The sequence below is a fragment of the Streptomyces sp. PA03-3a genome (assembly GCF_033792735.1).
Lineage (GTDB): Bacteria > Actinomycetota > Actinomycetes > Streptomycetales > Streptomycetaceae > Actinacidiphila.
Window position 1 is genome coordinate 1 of the sequence record NZ_JARAVM010000078.1, and the last position, 15385, is coordinate 15385.

17 protein-coding genes and 1 pseudogene are annotated in these 15385 nt (G+C 72.5%); 10 read left to right on the top strand and 8 right to left on the bottom strand.

The features are described 5' to 3' along the window. The 3 genes from PV342_RS40530 to PV342_RS40540 all read left to right on the top strand — a co-directional run. Positions 1-1287 (top strand): S1C family serine protease (locus PV342_RS40530; RefSeq protein WP_500321156.1); only part of this gene is annotated, 1287 nt, incomplete at its 5' end. 133 nt (positions 1288-1420) lie between these two features. After that, positions 1421-1858, top strand: a complete 438-nt coding sequence (locus PV342_RS40535) for a sec-independent translocase (RefSeq protein WP_500321158.1) — start codon at positions 1421-1423, stop codon at positions 1856-1858. Between the two features lie 78 nt (positions 1859-1936). Beyond that, complete coding sequence (locus PV342_RS40540; protein ID WP_400798640.1) at positions 1937-2548, top strand: hypothetical protein; 612 nt, start codon at positions 1937-1939, stop codon at positions 2546-2548. 93 nt (positions 2549-2641) lie between these two features. Here PV342_RS40540 and PV342_RS40545 read toward each other — a convergent pair whose 3' ends face one another. The 3 genes from PV342_RS40545 to PV342_RS40555 all read right to left on the bottom strand — a co-directional run bounded on the left by PV342_RS40545 (position 2642) and on the right by PV342_RS40555 (position 5663). Further along, a complete protein-coding gene (locus PV342_RS40545) occupies positions 2642-3802 on the bottom strand; it encodes an Mrp/NBP35 family ATP-binding protein (protein ID WP_051102159.1) in 1161 nt (386 codons plus the stop codon). A gap of 80 nt (positions 3803-3882) precedes the next feature. Beyond that, positions 3883-4377 carry a DUF1003 domain-containing protein gene (locus PV342_RS40550; protein WP_018561479.1) on the bottom strand — a complete coding sequence of 165 codons (495 nt, stop codon included), beginning with the start codon at positions 4375-4377 and terminating at the stop codon, positions 3883-3885. Continuing rightward, entirely contained in the window at positions 4374-5663 is a 1290-nt protein-coding gene (locus PV342_RS40555) for a magnesium transporter MgtE N-terminal domain-containing protein (RefSeq protein WP_361004171.1), read from the bottom strand. The genes PV342_RS40550 and PV342_RS40555 overlap by 4 nt, the downstream gene beginning before the upstream one ends. Positions 5664-5837: 174 nt before the next feature. On the opposite strand from PV342_RS40555, the gene PV342_RS40560 reads away from it, so the two are divergent. Then, complete coding sequence (locus tag PV342_RS40560; RefSeq protein ID WP_500321161.1) at positions 5838-6539, top strand: hypothetical protein; 702 nt, start codon at positions 5838-5840, stop codon at positions 6537-6539. Between the two features lie 10 nt (positions 6540-6549). On the opposite strand, the gene PV342_RS40565 is transcribed toward PV342_RS40560, so the two are convergent. Next, positions 6550-7077: a hypothetical protein gene (locus PV342_RS40565; RefSeq protein ID WP_500321163.1), complete on the bottom strand. Its 528-nt coding sequence runs from the start codon at positions 7075-7077 to the stop codon at positions 6550-6552. Positions 7078-7213: 136 nt separating this feature from the next. On the opposite strand from PV342_RS40565, the gene PV342_RS40570 reads away from it, so the two are divergent. Further along, complete coding sequence (locus PV342_RS40570; protein WP_018561483.1) at positions 7214-8161, top strand: DMT family transporter; 948 nt, start codon at positions 7214-7216, stop codon at positions 8159-8161. A 7-nt stretch (positions 8162-8168) separates the two neighbouring features. On the opposite strand, the gene PV342_RS40575 is transcribed toward PV342_RS40570, so the two are convergent. Continuing rightward, complete coding sequence (locus tag PV342_RS40575; protein ID WP_018561484.1) at positions 8169-9284, bottom strand: magnesium and cobalt transport protein CorA; 1116 nt, start codon at positions 9282-9284, stop codon at positions 8169-8171. Between the two features lie 437 nt (positions 9285-9721). On the opposite strand from PV342_RS40575, the gene PV342_RS40580 reads away from it, so the two are divergent. The 4 genes from PV342_RS40580 to PV342_RS40595 all read left to right on the top strand — a co-directional run bounded on the left by PV342_RS40580 (position 9722) and on the right by PV342_RS40595 (position 12746). Further along, positions 9722-10312, top strand: a complete 591-nt coding sequence (locus tag PV342_RS40580; RefSeq protein WP_391577613.1) for a suppressor of fused domain protein — start codon at positions 9722-9724, stop codon at positions 10310-10312. A gap of 176 nt (positions 10313-10488) precedes the next feature. Beyond that, positions 10489-11127 carry a DUF6758 family protein gene (locus tag PV342_RS40585; RefSeq protein WP_400798626.1) on the top strand — a complete coding sequence of 213 codons (639 nt, stop codon included), beginning with the start codon at positions 10489-10491 and terminating at the stop codon, positions 11125-11127. 82 nt (positions 11128-11209) lie between these two features. Continuing rightward, positions 11210-12076: a PHP domain-containing protein gene (locus PV342_RS40590; protein ID WP_329185868.1), complete on the top strand. Its 867-nt coding sequence runs from the start codon at positions 11210-11212 to the stop codon at positions 12074-12076. A gap of 55 nt (positions 12077-12131) precedes the next feature. Then, on the top strand, positions 12132-12746 hold the full coding sequence (locus tag PV342_RS40595) for a MarC family protein (protein WP_089224106.1): 615 nt from the start codon (positions 12132-12134) through the stop codon (positions 12744-12746). 107 nt (positions 12747-12853) lie between these two features. Here the strand turns inward: PV342_RS40595 and PV342_RS40600 are convergent, their stop codons facing one another. Further along, positions 12854-12994: a DUF8834 family protein gene (locus tag PV342_RS40600; protein ID WP_086020735.1), complete on the bottom strand. Its 141-nt coding sequence runs from the start codon at positions 12992-12994 to the stop codon at positions 12854-12856. Between the two features lie 233 nt (positions 12995-13227). Here PV342_RS40600 and PV342_RS40605 point away from each other — a divergent pair, with 233 nt between their 5' ends. Next, positions 13228-14136, top strand: coding sequence for an NYN domain-containing protein (locus PV342_RS40605; RefSeq protein WP_386994097.1), 909 nt, complete (start codon positions 13228-13230; stop codon positions 14134-14136). 27 nt (positions 14137-14163) lie between these two features. Here the strand turns inward: PV342_RS40605 and PV342_RS40610 are convergent, their stop codons facing one another. Together PV342_RS40610 and PV342_RS40615 are read right to left on the bottom strand one after the other, a co-directional pair. After that, complete coding sequence (locus tag PV342_RS40610; RefSeq protein ID WP_500321166.1) at positions 14164-15063, bottom strand: alpha/beta fold hydrolase; 900 nt, start codon at positions 15061-15063, stop codon at positions 14164-14166. 131 nt (positions 15064-15194) lie between these two features. Then, positions 15195-15385 (bottom strand): annotated as a pseudogene (locus tag PV342_RS40615) (DEAD/DEAH box helicase); the annotation flags it as partial.

Here is a 15385-nt window from a genome sequence, read left to right on the forward strand (position 1 = left end):
CCCGTGCAGCACCCCGCCGGCGGGGCCGCCCCGCCGCCCAGCGGCCCGCCCGCCCCCACCCCCGCGCCCGTGCCTCCGCCGCCGCTGTCGGTCGGCCAGTGGCAGCGCTACGACCCCTGGGCGCCCCCGGGCGGCACCAACGGCCCGCAGCGGCCCGCGTCCCAGGCGACAGGCAGCCGGCGGGCCCCTCTGGCGGCCGCGCTGGTCGCCGTCACCCTGATCGCCGGCGGCATCGGTGGGGCGCTGGGCGCCTACGTCCACGACAGCGGCGGCGCGCCGGACGTGACCCTGCCGCAGGCCACCGCGTCGGCCGGACCCCGGGCCCCGGACAGCATCGCGGGCATCGCCGCGCAGGTCCTGCCCGGCGTCGTCTACATCCACGTCAAGGGCGACGACGGGGAGGGCACCGGCACCGGCTTCGTGCTGGACCGCGAGGGTCACATCCTCACCAACAACCACGTGGTGGAGGGCGTCGCCAAGGGCGGCACCATCTCGGTGACCTTCAACGGCGGCCAGGTGAAGCCCGCCACCGTCGTGGGCCGGGACACCGGCTACGACCTGGCGGTCATCAAGGTCAACGGAGTCAGGGAGCTCCACCCGCTGACCCTCGGCGACTCCGACTCCGCCCAGGTCGGCGACCCGGTCGTGGCCATCGGCGCCCCGTACGGCCTGGAGGGCACCGTCACGTCCGGCATCATCAGCGCCACCCAGCGCCCGATCACCGCCGGCGGGGAGACCAACAGCAGCGACGTCAGCTACGTCGACGCCATCCAGACCGACGCCCCGATCAACCCCGGCAACTCCGGCGGTCCGCTGGTCGACGCCAAGGGCCTGGTCATCGGGATCAACAGCGCCATCCGGTCGGCGGACAGCGGCACCGACCCCTTCGGCAACGGCAGCCAGGGCGGGAGCATCGGCCTCGGCTTCGCGATCCCCGTCAACCAGGCCAAGCGGGTCGCCGAGCAACTGATCAACGACGGCAAGGCCACCCACCCGGTGATCGGCGTCAGCATCAACCTGCAGTACTCCGGGGACGGCGCCCAGGTCAGCCCCGAGGGCCAGGGCGAGGGGGACTCGGTGACCCCGAACGGCCCGGGCGCCAAGGCGGGCATCGAACCGGGCGACGTGATCACCGCCATCGACGGCAAGCGGGTGCACAACGGCGAGGAGCTGATCGTGCGGATCCGCGCCCACCGGCCCGGCGACACGCTGCAGCTGACCGTGAAGCGGGACGGCAAGGAGCGCGCCGTGGAGCTGACCCTCGGCTCGGCAGCCGGCGGGAGCTGAGCCCGGCGAATTCGGGATTTACCGGGGCGCGGCCTACTGTTGACCCTGCCCACTCCCGTGCAGACGGTTGGGGCAGGTACGGTGAGATCCGCCGGATTCCGTCCGCCGGCCGAGGACCACGAGGAGCTGCACGGTGTTTTCAGACATAGGCGCGCTGGAGGTCGTCGCGCTCGTGATCCTTGCCGTGCTCGTGTTCGGGCCGGACAAGCTGCCCAAGGTCATCAAGGACGTGATGCAGTTCGTCCGCAAGGTGCGGGAGTTCTCGGACAGCGCCAAGGCCGACATCCGCAGCGAGCTGGGCCCGGAGTTCAAGGACTTCGAGTTCGAGGACCTGCACCCCAAGAACTTCGTCCGCAAGCAGCTGCTGGACAACGACGAGCTGGGCCTGAAGGAGATCCGCAACGGATTCGACTTCAAGGAGGAGATGTCGTCGGTCACCGACGCCGTCCACGGCCGCGACAGCGGCGCAGGCTCGGGTTCGCCGGGCTCCTTGGGCACCCCGGACCGGCTGCGCAAGCGCGACGGCCTGACGCCCGGCGAGGCCCCGCCGTTCGATTCCGACGCCACCTGATCCGGGGGCCTGCCCCGTTCACGCAGCGCGAGTGGCTATTCTCCCTTTGTTTGCCCTTATGGAGGAGGCCCCGCGCGTATGGAGACCACAGCTGATCCGGCGGATCGTATGGCCGACGGCTATCTCAAGGCCGACTTCCCCTGGTACGGGCTGGACGAGGCGTTCAGCGGCGACCGCTGGCTCGCCCCCGTCGGCATGAACGCCGACGGCACGGTCGAGCACGGCTCCACCGGCCACGGGGACGAACCGTCCGTCAAGGTCGAGCCCACCCCCGACAACCGCCGCTTCGTGGTGGTCGTCACGGTCGCCGAGCGCCCGGTCCGTCGCAGCTCGGACGGTACCGGCGTGCTGGACGCCACCTCGGTCGCCACGGCCGCCTGGCTGGCGGGCTCGGGACTGCTGTCCTGCACCTGGCCCACCCAGATGGAGCGGCACCTGCGGCAGAACTGGCTCGACCAGCAGACCGCCATCGCCTGGGACCTCGCGGACGGTCTCGAGGGCCCCGGCTGGTCGGCGCTCACCCTGCCGGTGGACGGCGTCCCCACGCCCTTCCACTACCGGGAGTCGGAGTACGGCTGGGTGATGGCCGGATCGGCGCGCGGAGTGCACCTGGGTGCCTTCGGGCGCGGGATGAGTGCCTACGGCCTCGGCTTGGCCCAGGTGAAGGACATCACGGCCTACCAGGCGTGAGAGACGGCTCAGGGGCGTCTCCCGGAAGGGAAGGCGCCCCTGAGGTGTTCCCGGGGCCGGTCGGGCCCGGACCACCGGACCCGACGGGCGGGATCAGAACTTGTTGCGCGGCGTGATGCCGAGCGACAGGCCGGCCAGACCGCGCTGCCGCCCGCCGAGCTTGCCCGCGATGGCCCGCAGCGCCGAGCCCGCAGGGGACTGCGGGTCGGTCAGGACGACCGGGCGGCCGTCGTCGCCGCCCTCGCGCAGCCGCACGTCGATGGGGATCTGGCCGAGCACGGGCACGGTGGCGCCGGTGGTGCGGGTCAGGCCCTCGGCGACCCGCTCGCCGCCGCCGGTGCCGAAGACGTCGACCATCTCGCCGCAGTGCGGGCAGGGCAGCCCGGACATGTTCTCGATGACGCCGACGATCTTCTGGTGGGTCTGCACGGCGATGGTACCCGCGCGCTCGGCGACCTCGGCCGCCGCCTGCTGGGGTGTGGTGACCACGAGGATCTCGGCGTTCGGGACGAGCTGCGCGACGGAGATCGCGATGTCGCCGGTGCCGGGCGGCAGGTCGAGCAGCAGCACGTCCAGGTCGCCCCAGTACACGTCGGCGAGGAACTGCTGCAGCGCGCGGTGGAGCATCGGGCCGCGCCACACCACCGGGGCGTTGCCCGGGGTGAACATGCCGATGGAGATGACCTTCACGCCGTTGGCCGAGGGCGGCATGATCATGTTCTCGACCTGCGTCGGACGGCCGTCGGCGCCCAGCATCCGCGGCACGCTGTGGCCGTAGATGTCGGCGTCGACGACACCGACCTTCAGGCCGTCGGCCGCCATCGCGGCGGCCAGGTTCACCGTCACCGAGGACTTGCCGACGCCGCCCTTGCCGGAGGCGACCGCGTACACCCGGGTCAGCGAACCGGGCTTGGCGAACGGGATCTCCCGCTCCGCCTGGCCGCCGCGCAGCGAGGTGGCCAGCTCCCGGCGCTGCTCGTCGCTCATCACGTCCAGCTCGACGGCCACGCCGGTGACCCCGGGGACCTTCGCGACGGCGGTGGTCACCAGGTTGGTGATGGTGTCCCGCAGCGGGCAGCCCGACACCGTCAGGTACACCGCCACCCGCACCGCGCCGTCGTCCGCGATGTCGACCGATTTGACCATGCCCAGGTCGGTGATCGGCTTGTGGATCTCGGGATCGTTCACCGTCGCGAGCGCGGCGCGCACCGCGTCGGGCGAGGGGGAGGAGCCTGGGTGAGGATCGGTAGCCATGCGTCGATGGTACGTCCCGCACCGTGCCCGCAGGACCCCCGGTGCGCGGGTTCACACCGCCTTGGCCGGGACCCTGGCGGTCACTCCGCCTCGGCCCGCTGCCGCTCGTCGATGTCCTTCAGGAGCTCCTGCAGTTCCGAGCGGATCCAGTCGCGCGTGGCGACCTCCCCGAGGCCGAGCCGCAGCGCGGCCACCTCGCGGGTCAGGTACTCGGTGTCGGCGATGCTGCGGTCGTTCGCCTTGCGGTCCTGCTCCAGGTTGACCCGGTCGCGGTCGTCCTGCCGGTTCTGCGCCAGCAGGATCAGCGGGGCGGCGTAGGAGGCCTGCAGCGACAGCATCAGGGTGAGGAAGATGAAGGGGTACGAGTCCCAGCGCAGATGGCGCGGCGCCAGCGCGTTCCACGCCACCCACGCGATGATCACCACCGTCATCCAGACGATGAAGCGGCCGGTCCCCAGGAAGCGGGCGATCTTCTCCGACAGCCGCCCGAAGGCCTCCGGGTCGTAGGTGGGCAGGAGGCTGATCCGCCGCACCCGCGGCTGGTCGAGGCGGATGCGGGGGCGCTCGTCGCTCACTGGTCCGCCTCGTTCAGTTGCGCCTCGTCGAGTTCCGCCTCGTGCAACTCCGTCTCGCGCCAGTCCTCCGGCAGCAGGTGGTCCAGGACGTCGTCGACGGTGACGGCGCCCAGCAGCGAGCCGCTGTCGTCGACGACCGGTACGGACACCATGTTGTACGTGGCGAGGAAGCTGGTGACCGCCGGCAGCGGGGTGTCCGGCGCCAGCGGCTGCAGGTCGCTGTCGAGGAGCGCGCTGACCAGGGTGAACGGGGGGTCGCGCAGCAGCCGCTGGAAGTGCACCGTGCCCAGGTACTTGCCGGTCGGGGTCTCGTCCGGCGGCCGGCAGACGTACACCTGGGCGGCGAGCGCGGGGGACAGGTCCGGGTTGCGGACCCGCGCCAGGGCGTCGGCGACGGTGGCGTCGGGGCGCAGCACGATCGGCTCGGTGGTCATCAGACCGCCGGCGGTGCGCTCCTCGTACGACATCAGCCGCCGCATGTCGGCCGCCTCGTGCGGCTCCATCAGCCCGAGCAGCCGCTCCTGCTCCTCCACGGGCAGCTCGGCCAGCAGGTCGGCGGCGTCGTCCGGGTCCATCGCCTCCAGCACGTCGGCGGCCCGCTCCTCCTTCAGCTTGCCGAGGATCTCCACCTGGTCGTCGTCGGGCAGCTCCTCCAGGACGTCGGCGAGCCGGTCGTCGTCGAGGGCGGCGGCCACCTCGGCGCGGCGCTTGGGCGACAGATGGTGCAGGACGTTCGCCAGGTCGGCGGCGCGCAACTGGTCGAAGGTGGCGAGCAGCGCCTCCGCGCCCTGCGCGTGCTCGTCCAGTGAGAAGCCGGTGACCGCCGACCACTCCACCGTCAGCGTCAGGCCGCTGCGCCGCAGCGGGCCGCCCTTGCCGCGGCGGACGAAGGCCTTGTCGATCTCCCAGTCGCGGCGTGCGGCCAGCCGCACCATGGACACGTCCAGCACGGTCACGTCCTCGCCGGTCTCCACGAGCCTCACCCGGCGGTCGAGCAATTCGCCGAGGACCAGGGTCTCGGTCGGGCGCTGCTCGAAGCGCTGCATGTTGACGACACCCGTGGTGATCACCTGACCGGACTCCACTCCCGTCACCCGCGTGATCGGCAGGAAGATCCGGCGCCGGCTGACGACCTCGACCACCAGTCCCAGCACACGCGGCGGCCGGCCCCCGACGCGCAGCATCACGACCACGTCCCGGACCCGGCCGACCTGGTCGCCGTTGGGATCGAAGACCCGCACCCCGGACAGGTGCGAGACGAAGACCCGGGAGGTTCCCGCTGGCATGCCGCCAGGCTAACGCCGCCCCCGCGGGCAGGGCGCGCGGTAATGCTCCACGGGGGCTTCGCACGGCGTTCACAGCGGTTCACCCGGCCAGCGGTACGCTGCGGTGGCTTCGGCTCCGCTTCGCCGCTCCGCTCGTGTGAGGGGGTGCGCACCACCGCAGGAGGAAGAGAACACGTGATCCTCGGCCGCAGGTCGTCCGTCCTCGTGAGTCTTGTGGGCGCGGCCCTCCTCATCGCCGGAGCGACAGGGTGCGCGGGCGATCCGGACGCGGGGACCAACGGGGTCGGCAAGCTGCCGGCCGAGACCATCGAGAAGCGCGCCCGCACCGCCGCCGACGTGGCCGACACCGTACGGCTGACGGGCACCGTCGTCAGCAGGGGCCTGACCTACACGCTCGACATGCGGCTGCGCGGCAACGGCGGTCTGGGCGAGGTCACCTCCAAGGGCAGCACCTTCGAACTGCTGCGGGTGGGCGACGACCTCTACCTCAAGGCGGGCGCCGGCTTCTACGGCGACCAGGTCGGCGCCAAGCTCAAGAACAAGTACGTCAAGGTGCCCGCCGCGGACCCCGCGTACGACCAGTTCAGCGGCTTCACCGACAAGGAGGTGCTGCTGGAGGGCCTGTTCGTGCTGCGCGGCGCGCTCACCGTCGGGGACCACCGCACGGTCGGCGGCGTCCGTACCATCGCCGTCTCCGCGGACGGCGGCGACGGCGGCACGATCGATGTGTCCCTGGAGGGCAAGCCGTACCCGCTGCGCTACGAACGCGCGGGTGGCGCCGGCACGCTGACCATGGACGACTGGGGCAAGGACTTCACGCTGCGCGCGCCCGACGAGGACGACGTCGTCGACTACGGCAAGGCCGTCACCCAGTAGGCCACGGCGCTCAGGCCTTCTTGCGGCGCCGCAGCAGCAGCTTCGGCAGGCCCGCCGGGATCGGGCGGCGGGTGATCGCGGCCGTCGGCAGCGGGGCCGCCGCGCCGCGGCCGTCCGGCATCGCGCCGGGGCGTTCCAGGAGGTCGCCGGCGGGCTCCAGCCGCAGCACGCGGCACTCGCGGGCCCAGCGTCGGGTCATCGTCGCGGCGTCCGGCGCGTTGAGCCGCTTGCCCTTGAGCTCCTCCACCGCGGCCGTCCACGCATCCCCGTCCGGGCGCAGTTCGGTGACCCGGACGGGGAAGACGACCAGCCGGCCGCCCTTGTCCTTGCTGCGGACGGTGACCGTGGCGGTGCCGCCGTCGGTGAGTCCCGGCGCGGGCAGCGGCTGCTCGCCGGGGCCGCCGCCGACGACCACCACGGCACCGTCGACCCAGGCGTGCCACAGGGCCTGACCGTCGGCCCAGAGCAGGCCGGACTTCTTCACGGCCTCCTCGATCAGGGCCTGGTCCAGCTGCGGCTGCGTCACGGTGTCCGTCATGCGACCCACCCTATGGCGTGGCCCGCGCCGGGCGCCGCCGTGGTTCCGCACACATGCTGAGACGACAGGAGCTCAGGGCCAGGACGGGCCTTACGCTAAGGGGGTCGCCGTCCCGCCCCGCCCGAGGAGACCCCGCGTGTCCGCCGCGCCGCCCGCCAGAACCACGCCCGCCGTACCGAAGGCGGACGCCGAGTCCGGCGCGGCCCCGCACGGGAAGGCGCCCCTGGACTTCGCGCTCCTGGCGGTCGCCATCGCCGGTGTCTCCCTGTCCGCGCCGCTGATCGCCGCGACCGCCGCGCCCGCGCTGGCCATCGCCTTCTGGCGGAACGCCATGGCCGTCGGGGTGCTGAGCCCCTTCGCCTGGCTGCGGCACCGGCGGGAGCTGCTGGGGATGGGCCGCCGTGCTTTCGGGCTGTCGGTCGCGTCCGGTCTGGTGCTGGCGCTGCACTTCGGGCTGTGGCTGCCGAGCCTCACCATGACCTCGGTCGCGTCCTCCACGGCGCTCGGCACCACCACGCCGGTGTGGACCACCCTGTTCCTGCTGATGCGCGGTCACCGCCCGCCCCGGATGGTATGGCTGGGCTCGGCGCTCGCGGTCGCCGGCGTGGTGCTGCTGACCGGCGTCGACCTGTCGATGTCGCCGCGCGCCCTGGCCGGGGACGCTCTGGCGCTGGGCGGCGGCATCGCGGCGGCGGGTTACGTCCTGCTCGGCGCGGAGGTGCGACGGACCGTCAGCACGACCGCGTACACCTATGTCTGCTACTCCACCACGGCCGTGGCCCTGCTGGCCGTCTGCCTGGCCTCCGGCTCGGCGCTCGGCTCTTACGACGGCGGCACCTGGGCCAAGCTCATCGCCCTGACCGTGGCCGCGCAGCTGCTCGGCCACAGCCTGCTCAACCGAGTGGTGCGCGGGCTCGGGGCGTCGACCACGTCCACCGCGATCCTGCTGGAGACGCCGGGCGCCGCCCTGGTGGCGGCGGTCTGGCTGGGCCAGACCCCGCCCGCGGCGGCCTACCCGGCGCTCGTGGTGATTCTCGCCGGACTGGCCCTGGTGATCCTGGCGGACCGCAGGAAGGCCGGCTAGGCCTGTCCTACAGCCAGCCGTTGCGGCGCAGGATGCGGTGGATGGCGAGGCAGATCCCGCCGATCGCGACCAGCACCATCGGGTAGCCGTACCGCCAGTGGAGTTCCGGCATGTGCTCGAAGTTCATGCCGTACACACCGCAGATCATGGTCGGGACGGCGATGATCGCCGCCCACGAGGTGATCTTGCGCATGTCCTCGTTCTGCGCGACGGCCGCCTGGGCGAGGTTGGCCTGCAGGATCGAGTTGAGCAGGTCGTCGAAGCCGACCACCATCTCGTGGACGCGGGCGACGTGGTCCGCGACGTCCCGGAAGTACTTCTGGATCTCCGGGTCCACCACGCGCATCGGCCGCTCGCTGAGCATCTGCATCGGGCGCAGCAGCGGGGAGACCGCCCGCTTGAACTCCAGCACCTCGCGCTTGAGCTGGTAGATGCGCCCGGCGTCGGTGGCACGCGGGGACTTGCCCTGGGCGGAGAAGACGTCGATCTCCACCTCGTCGATGTCGTCCTGGACGGCCTCGCTGACCGCCAGGTAGTCGTCGACGACCTGGTCGGCGATGGCGTGCAGCACCGCGGAGGGGCCCTTGGCGAGCAGCTCGGGGTCGTCCTCGAGACGGTGCCGCAGGGCGCGCAGCGAGCCGTGGCCGCCGTGCCGGACGGTGATCACGAAGTGCCGGCCGGTGAAGACCATCACCTCGCCGCTCTCCACCACCTCGCTGGTGGCGGTGAGTTCGGCGTGCTCGACGTAGCGGATGGTCTTGAAGACCATGAAGAGCGTGTCGTCGTAACGCTCCAGCTTGGGGCGCTGGTGGGCGTGGACGGCGTCCTCCACCGCCAGCGGGTGCAGCCCGAACACCTCGGCGATCTCCGCGAACTCCCGCTCCGACGGCTCGTGCAGGCCGATCCAGACGAAGCCCTCGTCCCCGCCGCAGACCTTCTCCAGGGCCTCGCGCGGCGAGATGTGGTCGCTGCCGCGGCGCCCGTCCCGGTAGACGGCGCAGTCCACGACCGAGCTGGGTGTGGCCGACGAGGTGCGGGAGCGGTCCGGGCCGTAGTCGTATGACGTGCTGCTCTTGCGCAGGGCGGGGCGGACGACTGCGCGCAGGTCGCGGATCATCGACATGGCAAGCTCCTTCACGGACTGGCCGGGCTGAAATGCGGATCAGGGCAGGGGTGATCACCGTTGATCACTGCGCAGTTCAGGGAGCTCTTCCGGAGGCGGCAGGGTGACCCGGACAGGTCTCGGGAGCGGGCACGCGGCGATGTCACGCGATCGCGCTCGCGAAAATTTCCGGGATTCCCCGGCGGTTCCGTGGTTCTCTGGTTTCACGCCCGGACGACCGGGTACGGAACGCTGGGGATCAGGAGGGTTGCCGGGCGGAAGAGCTGCCGGTACTGCACGGTCGACTAGGATCCATTGCAGCCCCACCTCCTCCGGCCGATCCCCGCTGGGGGAAGATGTGCACGCCTTGAGCGGCGTAGCCGACGGCCCACCTTATCAGGCGGCCCTGGAGCGAAGCCGCTGCTTTGCACGTTCCATACGCGCTCTATGCTCACTCCATGGTCGACGTACTGGGGTTGGTGGAGACGCGACTGCGCATGGCCTTCGGGGAACCGGACGCCCGCGCCGCGGTCACCTTCCTGGGCGCCGAGCGGATCGAGGTACTGCGCTTCCGCGACGGTGAACTGCTGCGCTACGTGACCCTCGGCATGTCGCGCGCGCCGATGAACGACCCCGTCACCGTCGTCGCGGACCCGGTGCGCGGCCCGCGCGCGGAACTCGTGCTCACCCTGCGCGGCGGGCGCGGCGCCGACACCGACAAGGTCCTGCGGCCGCTCGCCGTGCTGGCCGCCAGCCCCCAGGTCGAGGGCGTCGTCGTCACGCCGGGGAACTCGCTGGACGTGGGCGAACCGCTGTGGCCCGGGGCGGCGTTCTCCGCCGTCCTGGTCGCCGAGCCCGGCGGTCTCGTGGAGGACCTGGAACTCGACGACCCGATGGACCCGGTCCGCTTCTTCCCGCTGCTGCCGATGACGGCGAACGAGGCCGCCTGGAAGCGGGTGCGGGGCGCGGGGGCGCTCCAGGAGCGCTGGCTGCAGGCCGGGACCGACCTGCGTGACCCCCTGCGCGCGGCGGTCGCGCTGACGGACTGAGGCTGACGGACTGGACCCCGGGGGTCCGTGACACCTCCTCAGGCGGGCCCGGCGGACGCCTCGCCGGCCCGGGAGTGGCCGGTGGGGGAGGTGTGCCGTACGACGGCGCCACGCGCCGAACCCGGACGGGTGATCGTCCTTGACGCGGGCACGCCGCCGGAGGACCGTGGGGCGTTATGAGGGGCGAACCCAGTTGCCCGAAGTGCGGTGGCCGGGTCCGAGCGCCCGGGCTCTTCGCCGATTCCTGGCAGTGCGACGAGCACGGCGCCGTGTACCCGTTGCAGCCTGTCGTCCCGCCGAGTGTGGAAGCCCTCGGCGTGGTCGTGAGCCGGTCGCGCGTCCCGGTGTGGATGCCCTGGCCGCTGCCCGTCGGCTGGCTGTTCACCGGGGTCGCGTCCGCGGGGGACGACCGCAGTGGCGGACGGGCCACGGCGGTGACGTGCTCGGGTCCGGGGCCGCTCGGCGGGCAGGGCGAGATGGTGCTGGTGGCGGAGGAGCTGGGGGTCGGGCTCGGAGCGCGGTTCGCCGGGATCCCGGGGCCGGACCCCGGACCGGCGATGTGCCTCGGCAAGCCGCCGGCCGCCAAGGTGATCGCGGCCGGGCGGCCGACCGGCCTGTGGCACGTGAACGGGACCCCACCGGACCGCGCGGTCTTCGCGGGGGAGTCGTTCGGGCTCTGGCTGTGGGCGATCGTGTGGCCGGAGGAGTCGGGCCTGCTCATGTACGACGAGCTGATACTGACCGATCTGCGCGAGGCCGGCGCCGAAGTCGATCTCGTACCGTGCGGGGCGCTCTCCCCTCGCTTGCTCTCCTGAGATTCAGAGGTTGGCCAGGCAGTTATCCTGGTAATCGCAACCCCTGAATCCGTCCGAGCACCGAGCGCCTGGAGTGACCTGAGTGCGAATCGACCTGCACGCCCACTCCACCGCCTCCGACGGCACGGACACCCCCGCGGAGCTGGTCCGCGCCGCGGGCGCGGCCGGGCTCGACGTCGTCGCCCTCACCGACCACGACACGGTCGGCGGCTACGCCGAGGCCGAGAAGGCGCTGGCCGAACTGCGCGCCGCGGGCGCCGCGGCCCCCGTCCTGGTCACCGGCGCCGAACTCTCCTGCCGCATCGACGGGGTGAGCCTGCACATGCTCGCCTATCTCTTCGACCCGCAGGAACCGGAGCTCCACCGGGAGCGCGAGCTCGTACGCGACGACCGGCTGCCCCGCGCGCAGGCCATGGTCGCCCGGCTCCGCGAGCACGGTGTGCCGGTGACCTGGGACCGCGTGGCCCAGATCGCCGGCGACGGCGCCGTGGGCCGGCCGCACATCGCCCAGGCGCTGATCGAGGCCGGGCTGGTGGACAGCATCGCCGAGGCGTTCACACCCGAGTGGATCGGGCCGGGCGGCCGCGCCTACGCCGAGAAGCACGAACTCGACCCCTTCGAGGCGGTCCGGCTCGTGAGGAACGCGGGCGGGGTGACGGTCTTCGCCCATCCCGCCGCCGTCAAGCGCGGCACCTGCGTGCCCGAGAGCGTCATCCACGAGCTGGCGGCGGCCGGGCTGGACGGCATCGAGGTGGACCACATGGACCACGACGAGCCCACCCGCGCCCACCTGCGCTCCCTCGCCGCGGAGCTGGGACTGCTGGCCACCGGGTCCAGCGACTACCACGGCACCCGCAAGACCGTCCGGCTCGGCGAGTACACCACCGACCCCGAGGTCTACCGGGAGATCGTCCGCCGGGCCACCGGCGCGGCGCCCATCACCCCGTGAACCCCTGACGTCCGACCCCGCCCCCTGCCCCTGTAACCGCACCACCGCTAGGCCCATGGATCTCTTCTCCCTCACCCTGTTCGGCTCGGTCTTCGTCACACTCTTCGTGATCATGGACCCGCCCGGGATCACCCCGATCTTCCTCGCCCTCACCTCCGGCCGCGCGGCCAAGGTCCAGCGCCGCATGGCCTGGCAGGCCGCCGCCGTCGCGCTGGGGGTCATCACCGTCTTCGGCATCTGCGGCCAGCAGATCCTCGACTACCTGCACGTCTCGGTGCCGGCCCTGATGATCGCCGGAGGGCTGCTCCTGCTGCTCATCGCCCTCGACCTGCTCACCGGCAAGGCGGACGAGCCCACCCAGACCAAGGACGTCAACGTCGCGCTGGTGCCGCTGGGTATGCCCCTGCTCGCCGGACCGGGCGCGATCGTCACCGTGATCCTCGCGGTGCAGCGCGCCCACGGTCTCGGGCAGCAGCTGTCGGTGTGGATCGCCATCGCCGCGATGCACGTGGTGCTCTGGCTGACGATGCGTTACTCGCTGGTGATCATCCGTCTGATCAAGGACGGCGGTGTGGTGCTGGTCACCCGGCTCTCCGGCATGCTGCTCTCGGCGATCGCGGTGCAGCAGGTCGCCAACGGGGTCTTCGGCTTCATCCGGGGCGAGGGCTGACGGACCGTCGGCGGAACCCGGACGCGACAAGGGCCCCGTACCGTGGTGTACGGGGCCCTTCGCGTTCATGGCCTACGGCCGTGCGGCCGCGCCGGGGTGACGGAGCCTTACTGGGCGGGGCGGATGTAGATGCGCTGGCCGATTGCGGCGGCCTGCTGGACGATCTGGTCGACGGAGGCGGCGTCCACGACCGTGCAGTCGACGGCACGGCCGTCCTGGTCGTTGAGGCGCATGATCTCGAAGCGCATGGTGTTCACGGCTTCTCCCTTCGCGTCCGGGCACTCCTCCATTGGAGTACGGGGCTGCTTCGCAGCCGTTACCTGCCGGGGTCATTCATGTATCAACAACAGTTGCCCCTGCGAAAACCTTCCCTGTCCTAAAGAAAATTCTTCCCACGCATCTACTGGCGGGTAGCCACCGGTACCGGCGGTCCTGGTTCCGGTTGTGTGTGCGGACGGAAGCGCCGGACAATGTGATCTCTATGAACGACGACGCCCTTTCCGCCATCGCCGCCGGCATCGAGCGCACGAACGAGCTCCTGCAGCGGGTGCTCGCCGAGGTCGCCACGACCCCGGCGACCCACGCCGTGTTCGTCGACGCCGGGTACGTGTACGCCGCGGCCGGTCGCCTCGTCGCGGGCACCGAGGACCGAAGGGCCTTCGAACTCGACGCCGAGGGGATCATCGAGGCCTTCATCGACCGGGCCCGCACCCTCTTCGCCGACAGCCGCCTGCTGCGGGTCTACTGGTACGACGGGGCCCGCCGCCGCATCCACACCGCGGAACAGGAACGCATCGCCGAGCTCCCCGACGTCAAGGTCCGGCTCGGCAATCTCAACGCCAGCCGCCAGCAGAAGGGCGTCGACTCCCTGATCCGCAGCGACCTGGAGTCACTGGCCCGGCACCGCGCCATCAGCGACGCCGTCCTCATCGGTGGCGACGAGGACCTGGTGTCCGCGGTCGAGGCCGCCCAGGGCTACGGGGCCCGCGTCCACCTGTGGGGCATCGAGGCCGCCGACGGCCGCAACCAGGCCGACCCCCTGCTGTGGGAGGTCGACAGCCTGCGCACCCTCGACCTGGACTTCTGCAAGTCGTACATCACCCGGCGCACCTCCCCCGTCTACGGCGACGCGGCGATCCCCACCGGGCCCATCCCGAGCCGCGAGGACGTGCACTTCGTCGGGGCCCGGGTCGCCTCGCAGTGGCTGGCGACCCGCGGCCGCGACTCCCTGGCCGAGCTGCTGCCCGGCCACCCGTACCTGCCGCCGGCCTTCGACCAGGAACTCCTCGTCGAGGCCGAGGGCATGCTCAACATCTCGCTGCGCGGCCACGCCGACCTGCGGCGGGTGCTGCGCGACGGCTTCTGGGAGCACCTCCAGGCGCGCCTGTAGGTCCCGCAAGGCCCCCTCCGGGCGCTCTCAGGCCCCTGGACCGGCGCCGCCCCAGAAGTCGGCGAGGGCCCGTGCGGTGGGGGCCGGCCGCTCGGCGTTGGGGGAGTGCTCGGCCCCCTCGACGACCACCCGGCGCGCCCCGAGACGCCCGGCCATCGCGTCCAGCCACGGGACGGGCCACGCGTAGTCCACCGCGCCCGAGAGCACCAGCTTCGGCAGCGGAACCGCCGCGAGCTCCGCCACCCGGTCCGGCTCGTCGATCAGCTGCCGGCCGGTGACGATCAGCTGCTCGGGCACCGTGGCCAGCCAGCGGCGGTGCAGGAACTCCTCGACCGGGCCCGCGGCGTTCGCCGTGCCCTCGAGGTCCTCGGCGTCCAGCTCGCGCATCGCGAGCCACACGCTCTCCATGTCCATCGCCGACAGGGCCTCCACCAGCAGCTTCGTACGGGCCTGCTGCGCCGCTTCGATGGCGGCCGGGCCGGAGCTCATGAGGGTGAGGGACGCCCAGGGCAGGGCGACGCCCTCGTCGTGCGCGGCCAGGACGGCGGCGCGGACGACCAGGCCGCCCATCGAGTGCCCCAGCAGGTGCACCGGCTCGCCGTCCGCGGTGGCCAGCGCGGCGGTCTGCGCGAGCACGTCGGCGGCCAGCTCTTCCTGCGCGTACGCCGCCTCGTCCCGCGGGCCGGGCGACTGGTGCTGGCCCCGGCCGTCCACGGCGACCGTGCGGTAGCCGGCGGCCGCGAGCGGCTCAAGCAGCGCGAGGAAGTCCTCCTTGCTGCCGGTGAACCCGGGCACCAGCAGCGCGGTGCCGCGCCGCGGCGTACCGGCCGGCGGTACGGCGTCCAGCACGGCGAAGACGCCGCGGGCCGTCTCCAGGGGGTACGCGGTGGCGTTCTCGGGCAGCGTCAGGAAGGGCGGTCGGCTCATGGGGCGAGGCTAGCCGGGCCGGGTTGCGCCCACACGACGCGCTCCCCAACCCCGGGCGCCGCGCGGACGGAACGCCGACGGCCGGGCACCCCCGTCAGGGGCGCCCGGCCGTCGGCGGTACGGGTGCGGCCTCAGCCGGTGGCCTCGTCGGCCGGCTTGGCCGCCCGCGTGCGGCGACGGCGGCGGACGGTCTTGGCCGCGCCCTCGCCCTCGGCGGGTGCGGGTTCCGGGGCCGCGGCCCCGGAAGCGGCCGGCGCCTCGGCGGCGCCGGTGGCGGTGCCCGTGCCGGCGGACCGGGTGCGTCGGCGGCGCGGGGCCGGGA